Raw genomic sequence first — 25,375 nt, 5'->3', positions numbered from 1 at the left:
TTCAACACCCCAATTCTTCAAAATGGTACGATATGCCTGCCAACAAATATAATGGTGCTGTCTCGGTCCTCAGTATTCTTGGCCCTAGTCTTACGGTCTGAAAGCCGTGCTGTTTGAAGGCATTGACTTCCTCTATTGTATAACCACCTTCTGGTCCAATACAAGCAATGATTTTCTGTCCGGCTTCTGCATTGGATAAGATGCCGCTTAAACTTTGGTAATTGCTGCTTCTAGCCTCATCTTCGTAGGCAAATATTTTTACGTCATAAGCTTCACTGGCAGCTAGCAACTGCTTTACTGACATTAACGGATGGACCTCGGGTATACTTGACCGGTGTGACTGCTCACTAGCTTCCTTGACAATTTTACGATATCTGGACTGCTTTTTCTCGGCTTTTTTTCCATCCCATTTAACAATAGACCGTGCTGCTTGAAAAGGAATAAAAGCAGAAGCGCCAAGTTCGGTTCCCTTCTGTAAGACCAGTTCCATTTTATCACCTTTCGGGAGTCCCTGAGCAATTGTTACACTGACAGGAAGATCGTTTGACTCTTCCAGCCAGCGTTGGACATGCGCAGTAACTTGATGCTCTGTTATCTCCACAATTTCACATTCTGCACTCATTCCCTCGGGCGAGCTGCAAATAATTGAGTCCCCGGCATTCATTCTCATTACCCGGGCGATGTGATGACGGTCATCTCCGGTTATCATAACCTGTTTTTCTTGCCAACCATTTGGCGGAATAAAATATCTTTGCACCTACAGCACCTGCTTTGTTTCCGGTTTTTTGGCAATAAATGATATCCAATCTTCCATTTGATCGACTTCTTCAATTTCAAAACCTTCAGAGATAAGTTTCTCTTTAACTTCTTGTTTCTTTGCTTGAATAATCCCCGAAGTAATAAACCAACCGCCAGGCCGTAAACATTGATATGCTTCTTTCACAAAACGGACGATTATCTCCGCCAGGATGTTGGACACAATCACGTCCGTCTCGATACTGACATGGTCAAGCAGGTTGTTTTGCTTAGAGATAATTTGATTCTCGACATTGTTTAATTTTGCATTATCGACTGTACTTTGGACGGCAATATCATCTAAATCAAATGCGTTTACTTGCTTTGCTCCTAATAGAATAGAAGCAATGCTTAACACCCCTGATCCGGAGCCTACATCAATCACCCGGTCTCCCCTGGATACACATCTTTCTAAAGCCTGCACACTTAAGACAGTTGTTGGATGGGTTCCTGTCCCGAAGGCCATGCCAGGGTCTAATTCAATAATAATTTCATCAGTGGAGACAGGGCTGTATTCTTCCCAAGTAGGAATAATCGTAATTTTTTCTGATATTTTGACAGGTTTATAGTATTTTTTCCAGGCAGTGGCCCATTCTTCCTCATGCACTTCACTTAATGTTAGCTTGTTTTTTCCCAGGTCAATGTCATAAACAAGCAGGTTGTTGATCGCTTGTTTGATTTCTTCCACTGTTTCACCTAAAAAACTGTTCATCGCTAAATAAGCTTTCACATAAACGCCTTCTTCAGGATAATCACCTGGGTTGAGTTCATAGACCTCTCCATAAAAAGAATCGCGCTCTCTTACCAAGTCTTTCGGGTCTTCAATAACGACCCCGCTAGCTCCTGCTTCATGAAGAATATTGGAAATTGGTTCAATAGCCTCATTAGTAGTATGGATACATACTTCCGACCATTTCACTTTAATCAACTCACTTCTTAACAAGGATAACCTGAACGTCCAGGCTTCATACCGTTTTTAAATGTAAAGCAATATGTAATATAATGCCGCTGGTTGCTCAATTTAGTGGCCAAAGCTGCAATTTCACTTTTTCTGTAAGCCCTTTGATTCTTTCAAAAAAATAGAGACCGACCGGGGTATTGCCCAGCCGGCCTTTGTTTCTACTAACTTCAGCAATCAGCCTTTCAACTATTCACCCTTGAAAGCCCTCTTCACCCTTTGAAAAAAGGTGCCATGCTGCTCATCTGTTGGTTGGTTACCGCTAATATCATTAAATTCCCGCAAAATTTCCTGCTGTCGGTCTGTCAGGTTGGTTGGAGTCACAACCCTAATCTTCACATGTTGATCCCCATGTCCATAACCTCTGACATTCGGAGCACCTTTTCCTTTCAATCGGAAGGTTTTTCCTGTTTGAGTACCTGCTGGAACTTTCAATTTAACTTTGCCGTGGACCGTTGGAATCTCGATTTCATCTCCCAAAGCAGCTTGGGTAAAAGTGATTGGCATTTCACAGAATATATGGTCACCTTCACGGTCATAAAACTCATGAGGTTTAATTTGGGCGACTACATATAAATCACCCGGAGGTCCGCCATTGGCTCCAGGCTCTCCTTGACCGGATACTCTGATTTGCTGGCCTTCATCAATCCCGGCAGGAATAGTGATATGGATTTTTTTCCGCTTTTTCACTTTTCCAGCTCCGCCGCAAGTATTGCATTTATCCGGAATGATTTTTCCAGTACCTTGGCAATAGTGGCATACACGTTTGTTAACCACACGGCCGAAAGGCGTGTTTTGTTCCATATTTAATTGGCCGGTACCTTCGCAGTGAGAACATGTCTTTGGATCGGTTCCTGGTTTAGCTCCTGATCCGTCACATGTTTCACACGTTTCTTCCCTTGGAATTTGAATATCTGTTTCTTTTCCAAAGATTGCTTCTTCAAACTCCAAAGTCATTGTATATTGAAGATCAGCGCCCTGGCGTGGAGCATTTGGATCTCGGCGCCTTCCGCCACCGCCGAAAAACATGTCAAAAATGTCGCCGAAGCCGCCAAAGTCTTCAGCACCTCCAAAGCCGCCGCCAAATCCTTGACTTTGTGGTCCCGCATGGCCAAACTGGTCGTATTGGGCACGTTTTTGTTCGTCGCCCAACACTTCATAGGCTTCTTTCGCTTCTTTAAACTTTTCTGAAGCATCTGGTTCATTATTTACATCTGGATGATATTTGCGCGCTAATTTTCGATACGCTTTTTTTAATTCGTCCTTAGAAGCATCCTTCGAGACACCAAGAACTTCATAATAGTCTCTTTTACTCACTTGACGATCACTCTCCCGACTCTCTATAGCATAAAATTTATGATAACATTGATCCTATTTGTTGAGCAAATGTTTCTCACTTGCTGGCCGTATGAATAGATAGCTAAACAGCAGGGGTACGGGGCAATAAAACAGCAGTTTAATAGATGTTTGCTGATCTGGTCTCTCCTGCAAAGATTAAACGTGTAAAAAGCCAAAGCCAAGAGAATCCTGACTTTGACTTTTTTTACACACCCTTTATTATTCTTTACTTTTTGTCGTCCTCATCGTCTACTTCCTCATAATCGGCGTCGACTACTTCGTCGCCGTCCTGGCCTTCTTCACCTTGTTGAGCTTCGGCCTGTGCTTGTTCATAAAGCTTAACAGACAATGCTTGCACTTGTTCTTGCAAAGCATCTTTCTTTTCTGTGATTTGATCTAAGTCTTCGCCTTCAAGCGCTTTTTGCAATTCTTCTTTTGCAGCTTCCGCTTTTTGTTTTTCTTCATCAGAAACTTTATCTCCAAGATCCTTAATGGTCTTGTCGGTTGTGAATACAAGCTGGTCTGCTTCATTTCTTAATTCTATTTCTTCGCGTCGTTTCTTGTCAGCCTCGGCATTTTCTTCGGCATCTTTTACCATTTGTTCTACTTCATCATCAGACAAGCCGGAAGAAGACTTAATTGTAATGGACTGCTCTTTGTTTGTGCCAAGGTCCTTCGCACGAACATTCACGATTCCGTTGGCATCAATGTCAAAAGAAACTTCAATTTGCGGTACTCCCCGTGGTGCCGGCGGAATATCTGTCAATTGGAAACGGCCCAACGTCTTATTATCCGCTGCCATTTCACGCTCTCCCTGTAAAACGTGTATGTCAACCGCCGTCTGATTATCAGCAGCAGTAGAGAATACTTGGGAGTGGCTAGTCGGTATAGTTGTGTTTCTTTCGATTAATTTGGTTGTAACACTGCCCATTGTTTCAATTCCCAACGATAGCGGTGTAACATCAAGTAATACTACATCTTTGACATCGCCTTGGAGTACACCGCCTTGGATTGCTGCACCAAGCGCAACAACTTCATCAGGGTTGACTCCTTTTGACGGATCCTGGCCAATTTCTTTTTTGATTGCTTCTTGAACAGCAGGGATTCTAGTAGAACCACCTACAAGAAGTACTTTATCAATTTCGCCAGCTTTCATATCGGCATCTTTCAATGCCTGGCGTGTAGGTCCCATGGTGCGTTCGACAAGGCTAGAAGATAATTCATCGAACTTAGCACGAGCCAAATTCATCTCCAGGTGAAGCGGACCTGCTTCCCCAGCTGTGATAAATGGCAGGGAAATTTGTGTTTGAGCAACACCAGATAAGTCTTTCTTAGCTTTTTCAGCAGCATCTTTTAGACGTTGCAAAGCCATATTGTCCTTGGACAAATCGATGCCATTTTCTTTCTTGAACTCCGAAACCATATGGTCAATGATTACTTGGTCGAAGTCGTCTCCACCTAAGCGGTTATCCCCAGCTGTTGAAACAACTTCAAAGGTGCCATCGCCAATATCAAGGATGGAAACGTCAAAAGTACCGCCGCCAAGGTCATATACTAAGATTGTCTGGTCTTGGTCGTCCTTATCAATACCATATGCAAGGGCAGCTGCAGTTGGCTCATTAATAATACGTTCAACTTCCAATCCAGCTATTTTACCAGCATCTTTTGTTGCCTGGCGCTCTGCATCATTGAAATATGCAGGAACAGTTATAACCGCTTTTTCAACAGATTCGCCTAAATAATCTTCAGCATAAGATTTGATATGCTGTAAAATAATCGCAGAAATTTCCTGTGGGGTATATTCTTTCCCTTCGATTTCTACTTTATAGTCTGTGCCCATATGGCGTTTGATAGATTGAATAGTGTTTTTATTAGTAATGGCTTGGCGCTTAGCGACCTCACCTACTTGCCTTTCTCCATTTTTAAACGCAACTACTGATGGAGTCGTCCGATTACCCTCAGGATTGGGGATTACCTTTGATTCTCCACCTTCCATAACAGCCACACAAGAGTTTGTAGTTCCTAAGTCAATGCCTATGATTTTTCCCATGACTAAATTCCTCCTTTACAACGTATGTAATTATTGATTTACCTTTACCATCGCCGGACGGATTATCCGGTCTTTAAGTTTATATCCTTTTTGCAATTCTTCCACTACCACATTGGATTCATACTGATCGTCCTCCACCTGCATTACTGCCTGGTGGACATTCGGATCAAATGGTTCTCCTTCAGTCTTTATTTCTTCGACACCTTCTTTTTCCAAGGCATCCTTCAACTGGCGGTACACCATTTCTATCCCTTCTACAAAACCAGCAGCAGAATCATCTCCAGGCGCTGTGCCTAGTGCTCTTTCAAAATTATCAACGACCGGCAGCAGCTCTGTCACGATTGCTTGTGACTTATACTTTCGGTCAGCTTCTTTTTCTTTCTGGGTTCTTTTACGGAAATTATCATATTCGGCTTGCAATCTTAACAACCGCTGATATATTTCATCTTTTTCCTGTTTCAACGCTTCCATTTCCTGGTCAGGTTGATCTTCATTCTGTACATCGGACTCTTCAACAAGCTCTTGTTCAGGCTCCTGAACTACCTCTTGTTCTTGTTTTTCCTGATCTTTTTCTTCCACGATGGTCACCTCCTATGACTCCATTAATTAAACCATTCTAGAATATACCATGAATGAGGAATAGTTTAAATTGATACGATTGTAAACGATCATTCATTTTAAAGAACAATCTTAAAAGCTGGTACATCTGTGCCACGTAAAGAAGGGATGGGAAAAGAAACTTCCCACCATATCAACTATACCCGCATTTATTCCTTTTCATACAATGAATGAAAGGTTGTCGTCAACCGCTTGGAAAGTACATTCAACAAGCTTATCACCCTTGAGTACTCCATTCTAGTTGGCCCCAGAAGTGCTAATGTACCCATTTGCCGATCACCAATTGAATATGTTGCGGTTATCAGGCTGCAGCCTTGCATGGCATCAAGCTTATTCTCCTGTCCGATCGATACCTTAATACCATCGGTTTCAGGGCGGAGCAAGTTAGCAACCAACTCTTCTTGTTCCATCATGGAATATAAGGATCTGATTTTCTCAATATCCTTAAATTCCGGCTGCATCAGAATGTTGGTTTTGCCTCCGACATACAATTTAACCGGGTTTTCATCAAACAATGCGCCATTAATATAATGGTAGGCAGCCTCAAAGTCTTTCGTGTATTTCTTTACCAATGCAGCGATTTCTGTCTGCAACCTATCCTGCAATTTAATAATTGGCACTCCAGTCAACTTATCATTTAAAATATTGACTAATTTCTCCAAATCAACGGCGTTTATCTCGTTTGGAACGTTAAACGAACGATGTTCAACGTGACCGGTATTAGTCACTAATATTGCAACAGCACTATTTGCCGTCAAACTTATGATTTGCAGTTGCTTCAGCTTCGTTTCAAAAACTTCCGGTCCCAGAATGATAGAAGTATAGTTTGTCAGGTCAGAAAGAATCCCTGCCGACTTTTGTACTACTCGTTCGAACTCCAACATGCCTTCATCGAACGTATGGGTTATTACATCTAATTCTGAGTTGGATAATGAAAAAGGAGATAAAAGATGGTCGACATAAAACCGGTATCCCTTTTCAGAAGGCACCCTGCCTGAAGAAGAATGTGTCTTTTCAATAAAACCCATTTCTTCTAAATCAGCCATTTCATTTCGAATCGTGGCAGAGCTGAACGATACATCATCCTTCTTGGAAATTGCTCTGGAACCGATTGGCTGCGCTGTAGTGATGAATTCATCAATTATAACCTGCAGTACTTGAAGCTGTCTCTTTGATAACATCGATGATCACCCCTGTTAGCACTCTTATCTGTTGAGTGCTAAATCTAATAATAAATTATCAAAAGGATTCTTGATTGTCAATAAGTAAGTTCCAATGCATGATCATCCAGTAAAAATTCCTGGAATACTTCATTTCCAAACAAAAGGCCTGAAGAAGTCAATCGTATAAAGCCCTCTGTTTCGTCTAACCATCCCCTGTTTTTTAACAATTCGATAGAATTACCATACAGCTGGTTTATATTTTTCCCGTATTTAGAAGCGAACAACTGCTTCGATACTCCCTGTCTTTTACGAAGGCCCAAAAACATTTCTTCTTCAATCTGCTCTTTCATCCCAATAGGTTCCGTATGCAGAACAGGTTTTCCATCTGCCATTGCTTGTTTAGTATAAGCCGGCAACGGACGGAGATTTACTGTTCTCCGGCCTGGCAAATAGCCATGCGCTCCTGCCCCCATGCCATAATAATAGTCATTATTCCAGTAAGTCAGATTGTGCTTACTTTCAAAACCTGGCTTGGCAAAGTTGCTTATTTCATATTGGTTGATGCCGTGTGATTCCATCATTCTGCTCAGCATCTGATACATATCTGCTTCTACTTCTTCTTTAGGTTTATGCAGCTTGCCTTTTTTATATCTCTGATAGAAAACGGTTTTCGGTTCTATCTGCAGCGAATACGCAGAGTAGTGAGGAAGTCGGAATGATAACGCCTCTTTCAGCGTTCGTTCGAAATGTTCCAGGGTTTGATTTGGAAGACTGTAAATCAAGTCGATACTGATATTATGGAACCCATGCTGTATGAGAGCATCCACGTTATCATACACATCTTTCACGCGGTGCAGCCTGCCGATATATTCAAGCATATTATCGTCGAACACTTGGACACCCATCGAGATTCGCTGAACTCCATAGTTCTGTAACAACTTTATTTTCTTCTCATCCAAATCTCCGGGATTTGCTTCGAATGAATATTCCTCGCAATCAGAAACTTCAAAATACGTATCGATCATTTGCAGCAATCTTTCCAATTGGGCGGCGTTTAATGCTGTCGGAGTTCCTCCGCCAACAAAAATGGTGTTCATTGATTGCTTGGGTGTCTGGATGTAAGTAGCCATTTCATTTTCCAAAGCGTCCAGGTAGTCATTGACCAAAGTTTCATTATAAAAAAACTTGGTAAAGTCACAATAGTGGCAAATTTGCTGGCAGAAAGGAATATGAATATAAACGGATTTTACCATTCGCTGTCTCTCCTTCTAAATGAATGAATAAACCTTCTTTTGTCGTCATTCATGCTGTTAGTTTATCAGTGAAGGAGCTGTCCTAAATAAGAACAGCTCCTCCCGCTTATTTATTCAATTAACAATTGGCTAGGCAGCCTCTTAATCTTCATCCATTTTCAGAACAGACATGAAAGCTTCTTGAGGTACTTCTACAGAGCCTACCATTTTCATTCGTTTTTTACCTTCTTTTTGCTTTTCAAGCAACTTCCTTTTTCTGGATATGTCTCCGCCATAGCATTTGGACAACACGTTTTTACGCATTGCTTTAATCGTCGATCGCGCCACGATTTTATTGCCAATTGCCGCCTGTACTGGAACCTCGAATTGCTGTCTCGGTATTAAGTTCTTCAGTTTTTCAACGATTTGCTTTCCTCGTTCAAAGGAAAAGTCTTTATGGACAATAAAAGAAAGCGCATCGATTGTATCACCATTTAAAAGAATATCCATTTTAACCAGGCTGGATTGTTTATAACCTATTAATTCATAGTCAAAGGAAGCATAGCCCTTTGTTTGTGACTTTAACTGATCGAAAAAGTCATAGACGATTTCGGACAATGGAATGTCATACACGACATTGACCCTTACATCATCCAGATATTGCATATCAATGAAATCGCCGCGTTTCTTTTGGCATAACTCCATTACAGAACCAACATAATCATTTGGGACCATAACAGTGGCTTTCACATATGGCTCGCGGACTTCCTGCACTTTTTGGGCGTCGGGCATAACGGATGGGTTGTCCACTTCGATTTCTTCACCATCTGTTAACGCCACCTGGTAAATAACACTTGGTGCTGTGGTAATTAATTCAATACTAAATTCCCGTTCAATCCGCTCCTGGATGATTTCCATGTGGAGCATTCCCAGAAAACCACAGCGGAATCCAAAGCCTAATGCCTGTGAAGTCTCAGCCTCATATTGCAGAGATGAATCATTCAACTCAAGCCTTTCCAAGGCTTCTCGTAAATCATTATAGTTGTTGGCATCTACTGGGTACATCCCGCAAAACACCATCGGGTTTAACCGCTTATAACCCGGCAGGGGTGTTGCCGCAGGATTGTTGCTCAGTGTGATGGTATCCCCTACCTGGCTATCGCCAACGTTTTTAATCGATGCTGTCAAATAGCCAACATCCCCAACAGTTAATTCATTTTGCGGAGCAGGTTTAGGATTAAAGACACCAATTTCATTTACCTCAAATTCCTTGCCTGTAGCCATCATTTTGATTTTGTCTCCGACCTTCACCGAGCCTTCTTTCACACATACATAAGCAATCACGCCCCGGTATGGATCATATAACGAGTCAAATATCAATGCTTTTAAGGGCTCTTCCGGATCCCCTGCAGGTGCAGGGATTCTTTCGACTATTCTATCTAAAATTTCATCAATTCCGATTCCGGATTTACCGCTGGCCAAAATCGCATCGTCAGCCGGTATTCCTATTACGTCTTCAATCTCCTGTTTAACTCTCTCAGGATCAGCGCTCGGTAAATCGATCTTATTGATAACCGGTATAATTTCCAAATCATTATCAAGCGCTAAATAAACATTGGCTAATGTTTGAGCCTCTATCCCCTGGGCAGCATCAACGACTAGTATTGCTCCCTCACAAGCCGCTAAGCTCCGTGATACTTCATATGTAAAATCGACATGGCCTGGAGTATCTATCAGGTGAAATAAGTACTCATCACCGTTTTCCTGCTGATATTTCAGTTGAACAGCATTTAACTTTATCGTTATACCTCGTTCTCGTTCCAAATCCATCGCATCGAGAAATTGTGCTTTCATTTCCCGCGAGGTGAGCGCTTTTGTTTTTTCCAAAATGCGATCAGCCAGTGTTGACTTCCCATGGTCAATGTGGGCGATTATTGAAAAATTGCGTACTCTATTTTGATTTCTTGCTTTTGTCAATGGTGATCACTCCTATTTTCGAGCAACAATAACTAGGATTGATTATAGCAGTAGGGAGCGATACATTCAATCAAAAACAGATAAACCGTCTCTGGCGAACAGCGATATTATTCAATGGGATCCATTCAGTTTGGTCCACACCATGCAAATAATGCTGTCCTGGTAGCAAAGGCAGACACTTGAAATTGTTAAAAAAGAACTTGTACAAGCTCATAGGCCGAAACGATCAGTTGATTGTACACCCAGGTCATCACACCTTCTAACGCTCCAGCCAGCTTTTGCGTGAAATGGCTTGATTCGATTGCTTCAGGTTTCTCCCGGGTGCTCTCCAGCACCTGCAATGGAGATTCTTCTTGGCTTTTTTCCATTAATTCAGCGTCCTGCTTATCAAGATTTGTGTGAATCAATTGCCCGGCATTCTCTGTGGGATATTCCTGGTTGATCAGAGACCCAGTGGATGTTTGATGGATCCCTGTCAGCATTCCTCCTAAAAATAACACTGCCATGATTAATAAGGTGACAAATGACTTAACCATCAATCAACCCTCCTATGGATTTGCCTGTACTTTTTCTGCATCCCAATAATAATCGCTGAACACCTCTGCCAGCGCTGCAGCTGAACGATATAATTCGTCCATGTTATTGTCGACTCCGCCAAATTCGATTGTTAGAGCATTATCAGAAACGTCCTGATTGTAAACACCGTTTCTGCCTGGCCCTCCATACTTTTCCACCCCACGACTCAAGCCTGGATATTTTTCTTCCAATTTATTATGAAGGTCGTTTGCCAATTTTAGGTTTTTCTCAAAGTTCGCATTCTCGCTCCCAAGCACAAACATCAGCTTGGCATAGTCCTTGCCATTAATCGTCTTCGTAGTTATTTCACGTCCCATGCTGTCGCGATGGAGGTCAAATACATAATTAAGATCCTTATTAGCAGCTAGCGCCTCCTCAACGATTGGTTTTGATGCACGGTAAGAATCGGCCGAGTAATCCCAATCATTTTTTTGCAATATATCGGTGATGTCCGTATGGTCCACTTGTGTCCCTACCCCGAGTTCCTCTAACTTTTTCTTGAGTTGATCACTTACTTTCGTGATATTCACTTCAGCATGGAACGCTTCATTAGGGGTTGTTGCGCTAGGCAGATGGGGTAAGAAAGATTCCCGGTTATGGGTGTTGTAAATAAACACGACTTTCCGTTCACCCGTTGATGGTTTGCTTGAATTTTCTGAGTCATCCACTTTTTCATCCGTTGTTTCATCATTGTCTTTATCCTCTGGCATGGAAGCTTCCCTGTCTTTTAGTACGACTTCCAATGGTGCCGATGATTCAACCGTAAGATTCGTATAATCCGTCCCTTCACCGGCGACGAGTATTTCCCTGTCAAATTGCTGAAACCCGGGAAGTTCTCTTCCCAGCAGGCTGCGTGGATCTTCCGACTTCAAGCTGGTAGTTAATTGAAAAGCTAAACTGGATGTATCCAGCGGTTCGTAATCTTCCGGATAGGCATCTTCAAATATTTTGTTTTCCATCCCCATAATATATAAAAAAGACGACCCTTTAATTTGCCTTGTCCAATCATTAATCGTGTTAGATGAAAGGCGGTAAGCCGGTTGGATTGTGGTCAGGACCCCTATAAATAGAAATAATACAGTTAGGCTTAGCACCAGCATGCTTCCATTTTTGTACCAAGGCCTTGTTTTATTCAGGAAACCCTTGATAGATGTTTTGTGCATCGACTTCTTCATCCTTCCACCCTTTCTCTTCGTTCTATCATCTTTAATAGATTCTATGAAGAAGAAAAAGGAAGTAGAACAGGGAAATAGCCGATAGTTAAAAATTTTTATCTTGTATAGGAACCAAAATTTTCAACATTAATATTTTCATGTAAAGCAGCATTGAGACCGGACGCAATTAGATGGGCCATATCTTCCATATATCCGTCGACTTCTTTGGGGGTTACCATTAAATTGTGCCCAAGCGGCGTAAGAACTTCTTTAATTAGAGAACGTTTTTCCTGTTCAGTCAAAGCCCCAACCATTCCAAGTACCGCCTTTCTCTGTTCTGGCCCTGGTAAGTCTTCTTCTGTTAAGTGACGGTCACCGAACGTCATTCCCGACGGAGTTAGTGCTTTTGAGGGCTTGTCCTTTTCCCTGAATTCTCTGCCAAAATGCTTCAGCAAATAATCGATTGTATCGCTTGTGATAGTTACTGCATCCACTACCGTTGGAACTCCTAGTGCAATAACAGGAATGCCCAGGGTATCCTTGCTAATCTCTTTCCTTTTATTGCCCACCCCTGATCCAGGATGGATGCCTGAATCTGATAACTGAATCGTGGCATTGACACGTTCGACAGATCTGGAGGCGAGAGCATCTATCGCAATGACAAAATCAGGTTTCGTCTGTGCAATCAGCCCAAAAATAATATCACTCGTTTCTATCCCTGTTACCCCCATTACTCCCGGAGTCATAGCCGAAACAGGGCGGTAACCTTCCTCCACATATTCTGGATGAAGATTGAAGAGGTGGCTGGTTACCATGACTTTTTCAATCGCCATGGGGCCTAAAGCATCCGGAGTGATATTCCAATTCCCTAACCCAACGACAAGACAAGTTGCATCCTCCGCAATACCACTTTGTTTTATTAATTCCTTCAATTCTTTGGCAAGAACCTTTGCTGTCTGTTCCTGACTTTTCGTATCCTGCTTTTTAACTGCCTCCGAATGAATAGTGATATAGTTTCCTGCTTTCTTGTCTAACGCTTCAGCACCTGTCTTATCTATTTGAACATACGAAACGCTAATATCGCCCTCTTGTCTTTCTTTCGTGGTCACCCCTTTGATTTTATTTTCTTCTGTCTTTTCTTTTTCCACATACATATCTCTTGCTTCTACTGCCAAATCTGTCCGCACTTGAAAAAGCTGCTGCTCGTTATCCATAAAACTTATCCTCCCTTTTTTGTTTAGGGTGACCAGTTTTGCTATGAATCATACGAATTATTGTTTATACTGAAAGATAGCTATTGAAAAGCGGTTGAGGCTTTGGTAAAATGGCTTTTGTTCCAAATTAACATTTAAGTGATGTTTTCTATGGAGGTGAAACATAATGGCTAATATTAAATCTGCAATCAAACGCGTTCGTACTAATAACGATCACCATTTACGCAACCAGTCTTTCAAAACGGACATGCGTACACAAATTAAACGCGTAGAAAACTTTGTTAATAACAATGATGTTGAAAATGCTAAAGCTGCACTTAAAAATGCTGCTCATAAAATTGACAAAGCTGTACAAAAAGGTATTGTACACAAAAACAAAGGCAATCGCCAAAAAGCCCGTCTTGCTAAAAGAGTAAATGAAATAAGTGCATAAAGAACGGCAATTATGACCAACACTAACGATCCTGCTTCAGGGTCGTTTTTTAATTATCCTTTTTAACCATTCATAATTAATAAATCAAGGCATAAAAAAACGCGCAAAACTTCCTGGAAGCTTTGCACATTCTCTGCTAGTTCATTAATTGTCCTGCCTCTCTATGGTGAATTAACTGGTAAAGCAGTAATTCAAAGGCCAGCGTCTTATCCATTTTCCCTTGCTTAATCTGGGCGTCTGTTTCCGTGAAAATATGAATAAATCCCTGCAGCTCCTCTAAAGAGAAGTTCCTCTCTCGTTTTTGGGACATCTTGACTACGTAGGGATGGACTTTAAGCTGCTGAGCCATTTGTTTTTGTGAATATCCCTTTTTCTGCAAAATCTTGACATGCATGATTGTCCGAAATTGAGAAGCAAGCAGTGAAATTAACCCTATAGCATCTTCATTGGTTTTTTCCAGATCTTTAAATATGTGGATAGCTTTGCTTAGATTTTTTTCAATTACAGCATCGACTAGCTTCAGCCCTGAAGTATTGGTATTATGGGAAATCAATTGTTCCGCAACATTTTTGGAAATTGTTTCATTTTCCCCAGCATATAGGGCCATTTTATCAATTTCCTGTTTTAGCATTAATAAATTGGTACCGACTTCCTGTCCAATCAAATCATAAGCTTCTTCCTCAACAACTACTCCCGCTTCTTTCGCAAGGCTTTGTATCCATTTTGGCAAGTCCCACTCCTTCACAGGCTGGCACTCGACATACTCACTACCCTTCTTGAGCGTTTTCGTTATTTTTTTCCGTTCATCTATTTTTTCATAAGGAGCGATAAAAACAAGAATGGTGGATTCAGCTGGTTGAAGCAAATAATTTTGAAGTACCTCTATGTTATGCTCAGCAGTTATTTTATCCGGTTTTGCTTTCAGGAATACCGGGTTATTTGCAAATATGACTTTTCGATCGCTGAGAAATGGATAGGTTTCTGCATCCTCGATAACCTCCTGGATCGATGTCTCTTCTAAATCGTATGTAGAAATACTTGTATCCCTGTCGGCAACTTCTAAAGCATAACGAATGATTTGCTGCCTGATATCCTGAATTAAATAGGATTCTGTCCCATATACTAAATATACTGGAGAAAAGTTCTTTTTTTTGATATTTTTTATTGTGTCTAAATAGCTCATCGTTTCAACTCCATCCTTGCTGATAAAACTATCGTAAAACGAAAAGACGCGACATGCAAGGAGAGCTTTCATAATAGAAGGGAGAAAACGGCATGGAAGCCATTTTCTCCTTAAGGAAAGCAATCTATATTAACGCTTGAACCCCAGCCCCGGGTAACTGTTCTTCAAACGATATTTTGCTTGTTGATTATAGATTTGCCAATTCATCTGTTTCTATGGGTGTTAAGTCTTGCTAACAAAGGTAAGTAAATTTAAAAGTAAAATGACAATCAAAAGTGGATTTTTTAGATATAATGACTTATACTAAAAATTGATATAGGAGGGGTAAATGTGAACGAATTCGAAAGAGAAGTGCAATCTAAAAATAATGATGTCATTGATTCAGGTAAAGGATTTATTTTCTCATTCCTTTTCTTTTTCATCATTTTCTTTATTGGTGTTATTGTGAAAGTAATCGGTTCTTAATTAAGTATTGTTTCAAGGAAAGAGGCTGCATTGGACAGTCTCTTTTTTTATTTCACCTGGGAACTTCGATAGGTACCTATATCCCGATTAGAAAGGTTTTGTGTTGCTCATGATTATCCTATGGCATGAACCATGAAAACGTTCCTTCCTCACCCTTATAATTATATTGCACTGCTCCATGTTCATCCGTCCGCAATATTTCCAATTGGTATTTTTCTAATCTGTCGATCACTTGTGGAGAGGGGTGACCGTAACGATTGTTTGAACCTACAGAAATCCATGCCATATCAGCCCCCAAAGTCTTTAAAAGGTTTTCAGAGGTAGAAGTTTTGCTTCCATGGTGCGAAACCTTTAATATATAGGCTGTTAGGCTTGGGTAATTCTTTGCCAGCTTAATTTCCATCTGCTCACCAATGTCTCCAGTGAATAACCAGCGTTTGCCCCCTAATTCTGTGAAAATTACAAGGGAATTTCCGTTTGAATCCTTGTAATCATCCCGCGGTGACAAAACATAAAAGGACTGTCCCTTAACGGTTATCATTTCGCCGGATTGGCTCCTCCTCACGGAAGCATGTGAACCTCTAATCTCATTAGCTAAAGCACTGGAAATTTCATGGTATCGACTCACGATCACCTCATCCACTTGAAAATCAGCCAATAGATAAGGAATGCTTCCTGTATGGTCTAAATCATCATGTGAAAGAATCACCATATCAATTTTGCTAATTCCTTTTGAGTATAAGAAAGGTTTGATCACTTGCCGGTAGATTTTATCGTTTGGTGTTTTGAAATCATCTGCAACAGTGCCAGCAGCATCTATTATAATTACTCCTTTGCGATAAGGAAGTTCAATAATAAAACAATCTCCCTGCCCAACATCCAGCATGGTAACCGTCCCCGTGGAACGAAAATAGGGGGCTATCGAAATAGACAATAATAAACAAGTTATCAGCAGGCCATACCTAAATGCCCGGTTTCGATTTTCATCCATAACCCTTCCCATAAATAATATAAACAAAATACAGTAAGGAACAAGGAGCAATGGCGGAAAACGTCCGAGTATCCACGAATAATCGAGATGCTGATTGACCCATGCTAATAAAGCAAGAAACTGTTGGTGAATCATTGAAAAAATAACATCCATTACTTGCGAGAACAAAGGAATGACTAAAACGGTCACTTCTAACGCGAACATGAGTGGAATGACCACGATTGTAAAGTACGGAACAACAAATAAATTCACCAAGATAGCTAATGGTTGAAAAAAGTAAAAATTGTTGATCTGTATGGGCAAGATCACTAGCTGTGCAATGAAACTGACCAATAAAGCTATCGACAGCCTCGAATTCTCAAAAGCAAGTTTCCTGGCTGATAACAGCAAGGCAAATGTTACTAAATAAGAAAACTGGAAACCAATTTGGTGGATAAGCTGGTGGTCGATAAGAAATAAAACAATAAAAATGATACTTAAACAATCCGTGAACGGAAGTTTTACCTTTAGCCTGCTTAAGACGATTACTATCACCGCCAACAGGACAGCCCGCCAGACAGAAGAAGCCTCGCCAGCCAGAAATGCATAGATTGGCAGGACATTAAGTAAGCATAACTGCATGCTTTCTTTCGTCAACACACCTGATTTAACCGATACAATATAAAGAATGCTTATCAGCAACCCGACATGGAGTCCTGATATTGCTAATAGATGGGATAAACCCCATTTCTGAAACAACAGGATGGTATCACTTGCTAAATAGGAGTCATCTCCTAAAAGAAGCGCGTTTAGCCAAGACGATGTGAATGTACTTAAGTGGTTGTTGTTATTGGAGATAAAAAAAGCTCTCGCTCTGTCTAGAGTAGTGAGAAAAGAAGAACCAGAACAAGTAATATCTTCAGGGGAGTTGAGAATAATCTGACTGTCCATCGATTGATGGTTCATATAGCGGCGATAATCAAATTGTCCGGGATTTGTGGGCCGGGGGAGCATTTCCTGCTTCCCTTTTAGAGTGCATTCTGCACCTCGCTTGACGGTTGGCAGGGAGGAACTGGCTAAAGCAGCAGCATTTTTGAAGTATGTAACTAATATCTTTTGTCCGCTTTCGGCGGTTTCCAATGTAAAGGTGACTTTTTGCGGGGATTCACTGACGGGCCCAGTGATTTGTCCTTCATGGAGCTGCACTGCATTGGAGAGAGTGAGGGAAGTGTCATTTCCGTCCATCATCAAGTGATAGTATATCCCGAAAGTAACGGTAAAGCACAATAGTGCAGCGGCTTTGTCCGGAGACAGCCGCCTTTTTCGGTACAGCCAGGCAATCCATGCAAAAAAGCCTATTAGAAGAAATTCACAGCTATAAAAAGCGGTAAAATATGCTGCCAGTATAGACAAAGCAATGATATGCCAATATCCCTTCATCTGCACCACTTCTCCCGCCTTTGAATGTTTATTTAGTACGGAACAGCCTTTCTGCTTCTGATTTAATACTCGCCAGGTCTTGTCCATCTACTGAGTTCTCCAGTTTTTCGAGGAGCTGATCCACGTATCGCCTTTTTTCCTGCATCTGAACATCGACACCAACTTGTACCAGCTGTACCTTCTCCACCTGCACACCAGCGTCACGGAAAAGTTCTACAGCATAGGGATGATTCTTATAATCCTCTGCATAGTAAACCTTTCGAACGCCGCTCTGGATAAGCGATTTACAGCATTGCAGACACGGAAAATGCGTTACATAGATTTCTGCCCCATCTGTTGCTACACCAAACTTAGCACATTGCAGCAATGCGTTTATTTCTGCATGCACGGTACGGACACAATGGCCGTCGATTACATAACAACCCTCGTCAATACAATGGACTGTCCCTGAGACACTGCCATTATAACCGCCTGCAATGATTCGTTTATCACGGACGATTGTCGCCCCAACCATTAACCGTTCACATGTGCTTCGCAATGCCAGTAAATGGCTTTGAGCCATAAAATATTGGTTCCAAGAAATTCTTTCCACTTTCATTACCACCTTACAGCAAACGTTTTTATCAGTTTAACCCCGGCTCAATATTCCGTCAATGATCTATGGGATAAGTATTTCTGATTCTATCTTTTCCAGTGTTGTTGCTCCGATGCCTGAAACATTCAGCAATTCCTCCATCTGTTGGAAATCTCCATTTTCCTCTCTGTACTGTACAATCGCAGCCGCCTTTGATGGCCCAATCCCTGTTAAAGTGGTCAGCTCTTCTTCTGCTGCACCATTTAACCGCAGCTTTTCCTCAGTCGGATCTAATGGTATTTTTTGGCTCGTTTCTTCCCCTTTTTCAGGGACGATGATGACCATTTCATCATGCACCTTTTGGGCAAGATTGACCGCATTTTTTTCTGCAGTATCCAAAAAACCTCCAGAGAGTTCAATAACATCGCTGACTCTTTTACCGGAATCGATTTGATATACTCCAGGCTGCTTCACATTACCTTTCACATCAACATAAATCTTTGTTTTATCTTTGTCCGTTTCGTGACTGTCAGGCGACACAAACTGACTAGAAGAAATTTCTTCTGGAATGCGGGGAGCCCCGGCATTTTCTTCTGTTTGCGATCCACTTACATAATTAATTACTATTACTGATCCAATCGCTATTGCAAACAATAAAACCAGCCAATACTTTTTTAGCAAATTCATGAAATTAACACCCTCCTTGGCGAATATTTTCATAAGTTTCCTTTTTGATTCATAAAATAGATTGGTAAAACATGCGGGGAGTTGATGAAATGAAATGGGGAATCATTGGAACGGGAAACATGGGGCAAATCCTCATTGATGCTTGGATGTCTTCCAAGGTCATTGATCAAGAGCATCTTTATATAACAAACCGGAATATCAGTAAAGCGTATGCCGTAAAAGAAAAATATCCAAATATCCATGTTATTGATCGGGCACAGGATTTAGCAGAAACCGCAGATATAATATTTATTTGCGCAAGGCCCGGGGATATATTCCAGCTGCTAATCGATATATACAGCAGGTTAACCAAAGATGACTGCCTTGTCTCGATTACGAGTCCATACTCCGTACAGCGGCTTGAAAAACTGGTGCCCTGCCAGGTTGCCAGAATGATTCCGAGCATTACTAACAGAGCTCTTGCAGGAACCACTTTATTCAGTTTCGGAGCTTCAGTCCGTAAAGAAACGAAAGGCTATCTGATCCAAAGCAGCAGGATATTTTCCAATCCGGAAATCATTCCTGAGGATATTACCAGAATTGCTTCCGATATCGTATCGTGCGGGCCCGCTTTCTTTAGTTACCTTGCCCAGCAGTTTATAGAAGCAGCCTGCCAGGAGACTGCCATCAGCAAAGCCCAAGCTACCCAATTAATGGAAAACATGTTAATAGGTTATGGAAAATTGCTCGAAGATGGACATTACAGCCTGCCGCAATTAATCGAAAAGGTTTGTGTGAAGGGCGGAGTTACCGGTGAAGGAATAAACGTATTGGAGAAAGAAACCGGGCAGCTGTTTAACCATTTGATAAGCAAAACACATGCTAAATACAGAGAGGACATCGAGAAGATTAGCTACCAAATGTTAGAGGGTTAAATATATGTTCGATATTTTTCGTTTTTTTCCTTCTCCTGAATAAAAAAATGTAAAAAAATCGAGAAGCATGTTCAAGCTTCCTCGATTTTTTTACATGCAAGGAAAATGCGTTCAGCTTTTTCCGTTGTAAGCGGGGACACAGAAAAGTCGCCATAAACGCCGCTAATTTCAAATCCCTGTTCCTTTAACAGCCTTTGATACACTGCCAGTGGAAAGGTACGTTGATGGTGCCTTTCATCAAAGCGCTGATATTTATCCTCCTTATCCAGAACAAAAAAGGTTAAATCATGATACACTTCTCCTGCCTCAGCTCCTGGCTGGCAAAGCCATACATAGGAAATATCTTCGTAAATCTCTGCAAAAGTTTGGCCTGCCAAATCTTCTTCCACATGATTTAATGAATGAATATCGAATAAAAATAAACCGTGATGTTTCAAAGTTCTGTTTATGTTGCCAAACACGGTACTAAGACTTTCTTCATCGGTGATATAATTAATAACGTCGCAAAAGCTAATAGCCGCATCGAACGAGTGAAAACCTTTCATTTTCCGCAAATCTGCATGAAACCACTCAATGTTCTGCTGTTCCTCAGCGGCGGAATGCTTGGCTAACGACAGCATTTCTTCCGAGTTATCGATTCCTGTCATCTTGTATCCTGATTTTGATAATCGCTTTGTGATCTGGCCTGTTCCGCATCCTAAGTCGATGATCGAACGCACGTTATCATTTTGACCGGAAAACATGGACTGAGCGAAAGCTGCCCATTCATCATAAGGAGCATCTTCCATAAGTAAATCATATACAAAGGCGAGCTTTGCGTAGGACATCAGTCAATCCCTGTCTCGACTAATGGCGCATCTCCCCAAAGACGTTCCAGGTTATAATAATTTCTTTCTTCTTTATGGAAGATATGGCAGACAACATCGTCTAAATCAACTAATATCCACCTAGCCTGGTCAAACCCCTCCAGCCTTTTCACTCCCAAATTGTGTTCCTCTGCCTGCTCTTTAATCGCCCTTGCAATTGCCTGAACCTGCCGTTCGTTGCTTCCTTCGCAAATAAGGAAGTAATCAGCAATTAAGGAAACATTCTTCATATCTAAAAGAACAATATCTTCTCCTCTTTTTTCGTCGCACGCTTTTGCCGCTAATTGTGCAAGTTGTTTACTATCCATTAATTTCTTCCCTCCATTTAGTATCTTCCATTACTTTGGTTAAATCATTATAAGCATGAAAAGTATCCGGATAAATGCGCTGGTTTTTACTGATTAGGTAAGTTATGGTATTTTTAGAAACCATCCAGCAGGCGAAATCCAAATCTTGTTTTGCCGCATCTCTAACTTGGTCTACTCCTGGAAAATCCCGCCCCGGTTCGATGTAGTCTGCTAAAAACACTAACTTCTCGATATGGCTCATAGCGGCTCTGCCAGTTGTATGCCACCGGATTGCACTTAGAACATCCTCATTCTCTATTCCCGCTTCCCTTTTAACGAGCAATGCCCCTACTGGACCATGCCATAATTCATGATGGTAGTCCAGTAAGTCCTTTGGCAATGGCTCTGTTTCAATCCATCGTTGCATTTCTGCGCGGTTCCGGTATTTTGCGTAATCATGAAAGATTGCTGCAAGCTCTACTGTCTTTAATTTACCCCCATACTTCTTTGCTAATTCTAATGCTGTATCGGTAACTCTTATTGTGTGTTCAAACCGGGCTTTATTCAATTGCGGTTCAACGATTGCAAGTGCTTCACTCCGCTCCATATAATTGATGCTCCTTTATCTTATTGATTACGGAATCCGGAACCAAATACCGGACAGATATACCAGCAGCAATTCTTTCTCTAATTAATGTGGAGGAAACGTCCATCCCCGGTATTTCTGCTTCTATCACTGGGTAGCTTGTTTCTAAAGGGTAATGAGACCTCTTAACACCTACAAACTGCACGAGTTCAACCAATTCATCAATTCGATGCCATTTGGAAAGGTACTCGACCATGTCTGCACCAATGATAAAGTAAAATTCTACATCAGGATGGTGCTTTTGCAGCAATCTTATCGTGTCCACTGTATAGGATTTACCCTCACGTACAACCTCAACAGGGTTAACACTAAAGTATTGGTTACCCTCTATTGCAGCTTCAACCATCTTCATTCGTAACTCTGCCTGTGTTCCAGAGTGCCGCTTATGGGGAGGCTGGTAAGAAGGGATAAACCAAACCTCGTCCAACTGTAAGGCTTGCCGTACTTCCTCAGCGATTAACAGATGTCCAGTATGGGGAGGATCAAAGGTTCCTCCCAGTAAACCGACTCGTTTCATAACCTGCTCCTTTATGGTAGTTCAATTTGCTTGTTCTCTTGAGACTCTTTATACAATACGATGACATTTCCAATTACTTGCACTATTTCTGCCTTCGTGCCATCAGCTATCTGCTCGGCGACTTCGCCTCTGTCTTCCATGCAATTTTGTAAAACGCTTATTTTTATTAACTCCCTTTTTTCCAGAGCTTCACTTACTTGAACAAGCATATTTCCATTAACACCCGTTTTTCCAACTTGAAAAATTGGATTTAAATGGTGGGCTTGTGCCCTTAAATACCTTTTTTGTTTACCTGTTAACATATTAAATTCCTCGCAATCTCTTTTCTAGTTGGGAAACTATCCCATTCATCGCTGGCTGTGTACCTGTCCATATTTCAAAAGCATATCGGGCTTGGTATAATAACATCGTATGTCCTCTATGGACTCTAGCTCCCTGATCAGAAGCCTCCTGTAATAATTGTGTCGTTAATGGATTATATATGATGTCACTAACCACTGTATGTGGATGAAGCTTTTTTAATGAAATAATCTGCTTCCCCTTATCTGGAGACATGCCTACAGAGGTAGTTTGTACAATCAAGTCATACTTATCAAGAGTATCCTCTGCTTCTTTATATCCATAGATTGCTGTTTCCGTATGTACTTCTTGTAAATCAAGCAGGCCTTCCGCCTTTTCTTTGGTTCTGTTAGCTATATCTACCTTTTGGAATCCTGCATTCACAAGCACACGATATATACCTCTGGCGGCTCCCCCAGCACCTAGGATCAGCACTCTCTTTTCAGAGGAAAACAAGTCAGGAAACTCTTTCCTTAAAGACCGAATATAACCTATCCCATCCGTATTGTACCCTTTCCAGCGTCCTCCCTGATTAACTACGGTGTTAACAGCGCCAATGCGGTCAGCGTCTGCATCTACCTCATCCAAAAAAGCCATGACCTTTTGTTTATAAGGTACTGTAACATTAAAGCCATGTATCTGGTCTTGTTTTAATTGTTTGAGCCGTTCATCAAGCTTTTCCACAGGTGTTTCGAACAGGAGATATGCTCCTTCCAATCCAACTGCACTCATGAATTGCTGGTGAATCCAAGGAGATAGCGAATGGTTGACAGGATAACCGATAAGTCCAAATTGATAATTCATGGTACCCCCTCCTATATTAAAGATGGACGCACCGAAATAGTAACCCCTTTAGGGCTGAAAACAGTCACCGTTGCCTCCCCTTCTGGTACTGTCACCCACCCAAGACCAGGGATAACCACATCGGTCTTTTCCTCTTTTATTTTTATTGTTTTGCTCTCTAATTCTGGCAACAAGTCAATCGATGCCGGATTCGGAGGGTTAAGTAAATCGCCTAAATGGCGCTGATATAAATCATCTGCGTTTTCCAGCTTCGTCCGATGGATATTTAATTGATTGGCAAAGTAGCAGACGAACGCTTTCCTGCCGCCTTTTTTAAAATCAAATCTGGCGAGTCCTCCGAAGTAAAGGGTTTGGCCCTCATTCAATTGGAAAACACGCGGTTTGATTTCCTTGCCAGGTGTGATAACTTTTAAATCCTCATCGGACATATAGTGAGCCATCTGCTTTCGGTTGATTACTCCTGGTGTATCAAACAACGAGCTGTCCTCATCAAGAGGAATATCGATAAAGCCGAGAGTAGTTCCCGGAAAATAGGAAGTAGTTATCGCATCGTTTACCCCTGTAGATCTATTGATCAACCTGTTGATCAGAGTAGATTTACCTACATTTGTGCTTCCGACAATATAAACATCCCGCCCATTCCTATACTCTTCAACAGCTTGTTCGAATCCCTCGAACCCTCGTCCTTTTACTGCAGAAACGAGAAGGACATCTTGGACAGTCAACCCCTCATCCTTTGCAGATTTCTTCAGCCACTGCTTTACTTTATTGTGATTAGTAGATTTCGGCAGCAGGTCTACCTTGTTGCCAACTAAAAGAATCGGGTTATTTCCCGTCAGACGTTGTAAACTGTTGATAAAACTACCGCTAAAATCAAAAATGTCCACGATTTGGACAACAAGCGCGTTGGTATTTCTAATCTGGCTAATCATTTTCAAAAAATCGTCATCTGTCAGCGAAACGTCCTGAACTTCATTATAATGCTTTAGCCGGAAGCATCGTTTACAAATAACAATCTCCTTATCTAAAGCAGATTTTGGTGCAAAGCCAGGTTCTCCCTCATTCTTTGTTTGAATGGATGCCCCGCAGCCTTGGCAAATTATTTCTTCCATTGTTCTATTCCTCCCACGTAATCATTCCTTTTTTCCTCATCCAACTAAGAATCCTTCTTTCGATTTGACGGTTGATTTTTGTCAGCTTCCCGTCCGTTTTAACGATGGGAACAACTAGGATTGTATAAAAGCCTGCAATATTTCCGCCAAGGACATCCGTCATTATTTGGTCGCCTACAACGACGATTTCTTCCTTTTTTAAATTCATTTGCTTCGTTGCTTTCTTGAATGCTTGTCCTAAAGGTTTTCTTGCACTATAAACAAAAGGTGTTGCCAGTGGCTCCGAAAACAATTTCACTCTTTCTTCTTTATTATTTGAAATGATGGTCACTTTTATATGGTGTTCTTCCATCAATTTAAACCATTCGATGATTTCCGGAGTAGCAGATTCCACATTCCAAGCTACCAGTGTGTTGTCCAAATCAGTGATAATCCCCTTGATACCACGTTTTTTTAAATCCTCCGGACGAATTTCAAAAACATCTCTTACATGTTCATTCGGTAAAAACTTCTTTAATATCAAATCACTAGTCACCTCATTCTATGTATAACCGTTCTTAATGCTCCTTACTCATGATATACATTTTACTGGCTCGTTTCAAAACAAATTTTCCATTCCTTCATCGTCTCCCTTGTCTGCCCATATGCTGAAGCCCCTAAAAGATGCTATCTTTCTTTCGACAAATTCCCCTATTCTTTTTATTGTGGATAACTTTATACACATTATCGTTGCTGTTAAATCAAATATTATAAATGAAAAATAGAGTTTATTAACAAGTTATATACAAGGTCCTGTAGATAACTTGCTGCTTGTCCAACCCCTGCTTTCATGGTAAAGTATTAATAACTTCACGACAGACATTCTTTTTTGAATGTATTTTGATGGGAAACTTCCAATACAGGAGGGGCAGCCATATGGAACATTTATCTGATGAATTATTAATTGAATCCTACCACAAAGCAAATGAATTGAATTTAAGCAATGAATTTATTCATTTAATAGAAAAGGAAATACAAAGAAGATCTTTGACCCATGAAATTAAGTATTCCAGTTAAATCATTT

At 41.1% G+C, this 25,375-nt stretch carries 27 protein-coding genes; 4 read left to right on the top strand and 23 right to left on the bottom strand.

What is annotated here, in order from left to right:
* Nucleotide 1: 1 nt before the first annotated feature.
* The 11 genes from BLR93_RS16290 to gpr all read right to left on the bottom strand — a co-directional run bounded on the left by BLR93_RS16290 (nucleotide 2) and on the right by gpr (nucleotide 13,075).
* Complete coding sequence (locus BLR93_RS16290; RefSeq protein WP_093216905.1) at nucleotides 2-757, bottom strand: 16S rRNA (uracil(1498)-N(3))-methyltransferase; 756 nt, start codon at nucleotides 755-757, stop codon at nucleotides 2-4.
* Entirely contained in the window at nucleotides 758-1,714 is a 957-nt protein-coding gene (gene prmA / locus BLR93_RS16285; RefSeq protein WP_175559399.1) for a 50S ribosomal protein L11 methyltransferase, read from the bottom strand.
* Nucleotides 1,715-1,942: 228 nt separating this feature from the next.
* On the bottom strand, nucleotides 1,943-3,070 hold the full coding sequence (gene dnaJ / locus BLR93_RS16280; protein WP_093216900.1) for a molecular chaperone DnaJ: 1,128 nt from the start codon (nucleotides 3,068-3,070) through the stop codon (nucleotides 1,943-1,945).
* A 247-nt stretch (nucleotides 3,071-3,317) separates the two neighbouring features.
* Nucleotides 3,318-5,141 (bottom strand): molecular chaperone DnaK, encoded by a 1,824-nt coding sequence (gene dnaK / locus BLR93_RS16275; protein WP_093216897.1) that lies wholly within the window; start codon nucleotides 5,139-5,141, stop codon nucleotides 3,318-3,320.
* 30 nt (nucleotides 5,142-5,171) lie between these two features.
* Complete coding sequence (gene grpE / locus BLR93_RS16270; protein ID WP_093216895.1) at nucleotides 5,172-5,720, bottom strand: nucleotide exchange factor GrpE; 549 nt, start codon at nucleotides 5,718-5,720, stop codon at nucleotides 5,172-5,174.
* Nucleotides 5,721-5,908: 188 nt separating this feature from the next.
* Entirely contained in the window at nucleotides 5,909-6,940 is a 1,032-nt protein-coding gene (hrcA, locus tag BLR93_RS16265) for a heat-inducible transcriptional repressor HrcA (RefSeq protein WP_093216892.1), read from the bottom strand.
* A 77-nt stretch (nucleotides 6,941-7,017) separates the two neighbouring features.
* Nucleotides 7,018-8,175, bottom strand: coding sequence for a radical SAM family heme chaperone HemW (gene hemW, locus BLR93_RS16260; protein ID WP_093216889.1), 1,158 nt, complete (start codon nucleotides 8,173-8,175; stop codon nucleotides 7,018-7,020).
* Between the two features lie 141 nt (nucleotides 8,176-8,316).
* On the bottom strand, nucleotides 8,317-10,131 hold the full coding sequence (gene lepA, locus BLR93_RS16255; RefSeq protein ID WP_093216887.1) for a translation elongation factor 4: 1,815 nt from the start codon (nucleotides 10,129-10,131) through the stop codon (nucleotides 8,317-8,319).
* Nucleotides 10,132-10,319: 188 nt separating this feature from the next.
* Nucleotides 10,320-10,667, bottom strand: a complete 348-nt coding sequence (locus BLR93_RS16250) for a DUF3679 domain-containing protein (RefSeq protein WP_093216884.1) — start codon at nucleotides 10,665-10,667, stop codon at nucleotides 10,320-10,322.
* 12 nt (nucleotides 10,668-10,679) lie between these two features.
* Nucleotides 10,680-11,870, bottom strand: coding sequence for a stage II sporulation protein P (spoIIP, locus tag BLR93_RS16245; protein ID WP_245690181.1), 1,191 nt, complete (start codon nucleotides 11,868-11,870; stop codon nucleotides 10,680-10,682).
* A gap of 107 nt (nucleotides 11,871-11,977) precedes the next feature.
* Nucleotides 11,978-13,075, bottom strand: coding sequence for a GPR endopeptidase (gene gpr / locus BLR93_RS16240; RefSeq protein WP_093216880.1), 1,098 nt, complete (start codon nucleotides 13,073-13,075; stop codon nucleotides 11,978-11,980).
* 166 nt (nucleotides 13,076-13,241) lie between these two features.
* Between gpr and rpsT the strand changes: the two genes are divergently transcribed.
* On the top strand, nucleotides 13,242-13,508 hold the full coding sequence (rpsT, locus tag BLR93_RS16235) for a 30S ribosomal protein S20 (RefSeq protein WP_093216877.1): 267 nt from the start codon (nucleotides 13,242-13,244) through the stop codon (nucleotides 13,506-13,508).
* A gap of 136 nt (nucleotides 13,509-13,644) precedes the next feature.
* On the opposite strand, the gene holA is transcribed toward rpsT, so the two are convergent.
* The gene (gene holA, locus BLR93_RS16230; RefSeq protein WP_093216874.1) at nucleotides 13,645-14,691 is read right to left on the bottom strand and encodes a DNA polymerase III subunit delta; all 1,047 of its coding nucleotides are present in this window, start codon (nucleotides 14,689-14,691) and stop codon (nucleotides 13,645-13,647) included.
* Between the two features lie 330 nt (nucleotides 14,692-15,021).
* On the opposite strand from holA, the gene BLR93_RS16225 reads away from it, so the two are divergent.
* Complete coding sequence (locus BLR93_RS16225) at nucleotides 15,022-15,156, top strand: YqzM family protein (protein WP_093216872.1); 135 nt, start codon at nucleotides 15,022-15,024, stop codon at nucleotides 15,154-15,156.
* Nucleotides 15,157-15,274: 118 nt separating this feature from the next.
* Here BLR93_RS16225 and BLR93_RS16220 read toward each other — a convergent pair whose 3' ends face one another.
* The 3 genes from BLR93_RS16220 to BLR93_RS16210 all read right to left on the bottom strand — a co-directional run bounded on the left by BLR93_RS16220 (nucleotide 15,275) and on the right by BLR93_RS16210 (nucleotide 18,827).
* A complete protein-coding gene (locus tag BLR93_RS16220) occupies nucleotides 15,275-17,653 on the bottom strand; it encodes a DNA internalization-related competence protein ComEC/Rec2 (RefSeq protein ID WP_093216869.1) in 2,379 nt (792 codons plus the stop codon).
* Nucleotides 17,595-18,158, bottom strand: a complete 564-nt coding sequence (locus BLR93_RS16215; RefSeq protein WP_093216866.1) for a ComE operon protein 2 — start codon at nucleotides 18,156-18,158, stop codon at nucleotides 17,595-17,597. Before BLR93_RS16215 ends, BLR93_RS16220 begins: the two co-directional genes overlap by 59 nt.
* A gap of 66 nt (nucleotides 18,159-18,224) precedes the next feature.
* A complete protein-coding gene (locus tag BLR93_RS16210) occupies nucleotides 18,225-18,827 on the bottom strand; it encodes a helix-hairpin-helix domain-containing protein (protein ID WP_093216863.1) in 603 nt (200 codons plus the stop codon).
* A gap of 89 nt (nucleotides 18,828-18,916) precedes the next feature.
* Here BLR93_RS16210 and comER point away from each other — a divergent pair, with 89 nt between their 5' ends.
* Nucleotides 18,917-19,741, top strand: a complete 825-nt coding sequence (gene comER, locus BLR93_RS16205; RefSeq protein WP_093216861.1) for a late competence protein ComER — start codon at nucleotides 18,917-18,919, stop codon at nucleotides 19,739-19,741.
* A gap of 71 nt (nucleotides 19,742-19,812) precedes the next feature.
* Here comER and BLR93_RS16200 read toward each other — a convergent pair whose 3' ends face one another.
* From BLR93_RS16200 to BLR93_RS16165, 8 genes are read right to left on the bottom strand one after another with little or no spacing between them, the layout of a single operon-like run.
* Nucleotides 19,813-20,568: a class I SAM-dependent DNA methyltransferase gene (locus BLR93_RS16200; RefSeq protein WP_093216858.1), complete on the bottom strand. Its 756-nt coding sequence runs from the start codon at nucleotides 20,566-20,568 to the stop codon at nucleotides 19,813-19,815.
* The gene (gene rsfS / locus BLR93_RS16195; RefSeq protein WP_093216856.1) at nucleotides 20,568-20,915 is read right to left on the bottom strand and encodes a ribosome silencing factor; all 348 of its coding nucleotides are present in this window, start codon (nucleotides 20,913-20,915) and stop codon (nucleotides 20,568-20,570) included. Before rsfS ends, BLR93_RS16200 begins: the two co-directional genes overlap by 1 nt.
* Nucleotides 20,908-21,501, bottom strand: a complete 594-nt coding sequence (gene yqeK, locus BLR93_RS16190) for a bis(5'-nucleosyl)-tetraphosphatase (symmetrical) YqeK (protein WP_093216853.1) — start codon at nucleotides 21,499-21,501, stop codon at nucleotides 20,908-20,910. Before yqeK ends, rsfS begins: the two co-directional genes overlap by 8 nt.
* The gene (locus tag BLR93_RS16185) at nucleotides 21,488-22,057 is read right to left on the bottom strand and encodes a nicotinate-nucleotide adenylyltransferase (RefSeq protein ID WP_093216851.1); all 570 of its coding nucleotides are present in this window, start codon (nucleotides 22,055-22,057) and stop codon (nucleotides 21,488-21,490) included. Before BLR93_RS16185 ends, yqeK begins: the two co-directional genes overlap by 14 nt.
* Nucleotides 22,058-22,068: 11 nt before the next feature.
* Entirely contained in the window at nucleotides 22,069-22,359 is a 291-nt protein-coding gene (gene yhbY / locus BLR93_RS16180; RefSeq protein ID WP_093216848.1) for a ribosome assembly RNA-binding protein YhbY, read from the bottom strand.
* A 1-nt stretch (nucleotide 22,360) separates the two neighbouring features.
* Nucleotides 22,361-23,200 carry a shikimate dehydrogenase gene (gene aroE, locus BLR93_RS16175; protein ID WP_093216846.1) on the bottom strand — a complete coding sequence of 280 codons (840 nt, stop codon included), beginning with the start codon at nucleotides 23,198-23,200 and terminating at the stop codon, nucleotides 22,361-22,363.
* Nucleotides 23,201-23,211: 11 nt separating this feature from the next.
* Complete coding sequence (yqeH, locus tag BLR93_RS16170) at nucleotides 23,212-24,312, bottom strand: ribosome biogenesis GTPase YqeH (protein WP_093216843.1); 1,101 nt, start codon at nucleotides 24,310-24,312, stop codon at nucleotides 23,212-23,214.
* Nucleotides 24,313-24,316: 4 nt separating this feature from the next.
* A complete protein-coding gene (locus tag BLR93_RS16165) occupies nucleotides 24,317-24,832 on the bottom strand; it encodes a YqeG family HAD IIIA-type phosphatase (RefSeq protein WP_093217167.1) in 516 nt (171 codons plus the stop codon).
* 395 nt (nucleotides 24,833-25,227) lie between these two features.
* Between BLR93_RS16165 and sda the strand changes: the two genes are divergently transcribed.
* Nucleotides 25,228-25,368: a sporulation histidine kinase inhibitor Sda gene (gene sda, locus BLR93_RS16160; RefSeq protein ID WP_093216841.1), complete on the top strand. Its 141-nt coding sequence runs from the start codon at nucleotides 25,228-25,230 to the stop codon at nucleotides 25,366-25,368.
* Nucleotides 25,369-25,375: the final 7 nt, after the last annotated feature.

The sequence above is a fragment of the Sediminibacillus albus genome (assembly GCF_900101125.1).
In the GTDB taxonomy this organism is placed as follows: domain Bacteria; phylum Bacillota; class Bacilli; order Bacillales; family Amphibacillaceae; genus Sediminibacillus; species Sediminibacillus albus.
This window is presented reverse-complemented; position numbering and strand designations above follow the sequence as displayed.

Bases quoted from the DNA above. Each gene is read 5' to 3' on its own strand.
- dnaK (WP_093216897.1), bottom strand. From the start codon at position 5,141: ATGGGAAAAATCATAGGCATTGACTTAGGAACTACAAACTCTTGTGTG.
- hrcA (WP_093216892.1), bottom strand. From the start codon at position 6,940: ATGTTATCAAAGAGACAGCTTCAAGTACTGCAGGTTATAATTGATGAA.
- hemW (WP_093216889.1), bottom strand. From the start codon at position 8,175: ATGGTAAAATCCGTTTATATTCATATTCCTTTCTGCCAGCAAATTTGC.
- BLR93_RS16250 (WP_093216884.1), bottom strand. From the start codon at position 10,667: ATGGTTAAGTCATTTGTCACCTTATTAATCATGGCAGTGTTATTTTTA.
- spoIIP (WP_245690181.1), bottom strand. From the start codon at position 11,870: ATGCACAAAACATCTATCAAGGGTTTCCTGAATAAAACAAGGCCTTGG.
- gpr (WP_093216880.1), bottom strand. From the start codon at position 13,075: ATGGATAACGAGCAGCAGCTTTTTCAAGTGCGGACAGATTTGGCAGTA.
- rpsT (WP_093216877.1), top strand. From the start codon at position 13,242: ATGGCTAATATTAAATCTGCAATCAAACGCGTTCGTACTAATAACGAT.
- holA (WP_093216874.1), bottom strand. From the start codon at position 14,691: ATGAGCTATTTAGACACAATAAAAAATATCAAAAAAAAGAACTTTTCT.
- BLR93_RS16220 (WP_093216869.1), bottom strand. From the start codon at position 17,653: ATGGACAAGACCTGGCGAGTATTAAATCAGAAGCAGAAAGGCTGTTCC.
- BLR93_RS16210 (WP_093216863.1), bottom strand. From the start codon at position 18,827: ATGAATTTGCTAAAAAAGTATTGGCTGGTTTTATTGTTTGCAATAGCG.
- comER (WP_093216861.1), top strand. From the start codon at position 18,917: ATGAAATGGGGAATCATTGGAACGGGAAACATGGGGCAAATCCTCATT.
- BLR93_RS16200 (WP_093216858.1), bottom strand. From the start codon at position 20,568: ATGTCCTACGCAAAGCTCGCCTTTGTATATGATTTACTTATGGAAGAT.
- rsfS (WP_093216856.1), bottom strand. From the start codon at position 20,915: ATGGATAGTAAACAACTTGCACAATTAGCGGCAAAAGCGTGCGACGAA.
- yqeK (WP_093216853.1), bottom strand. From the start codon at position 21,501: ATGGAGCGGAGTGAAGCACTTGCAATCGTTGAACCGCAATTGAATAAA.
- BLR93_RS16185 (WP_093216851.1), bottom strand. From the start codon at position 22,057: ATGAAACGAGTCGGTTTACTGGGAGGAACCTTTGATCCTCCCCATACT.
- yhbY (WP_093216848.1), bottom strand. From the start codon at position 22,359: ATGTTAACAGGTAAACAAAAAAGGTATTTAAGGGCACAAGCCCACCAT.
- aroE (WP_093216846.1), bottom strand. From the start codon at position 23,200: ATGAATTATCAATTTGGACTTATCGGTTATCCTGTCAACCATTCGCTA.
- yqeH (WP_093216843.1), bottom strand. From the start codon at position 24,312: ATGGAAGAAATAATTTGCCAAGGCTGCGGGGCATCCATTCAAACAAAG.
- sda (WP_093216841.1), top strand. From the start codon at position 25,228: ATGGAACATTTATCTGATGAATTATTAATTGAATCCTACCACAAAGCA.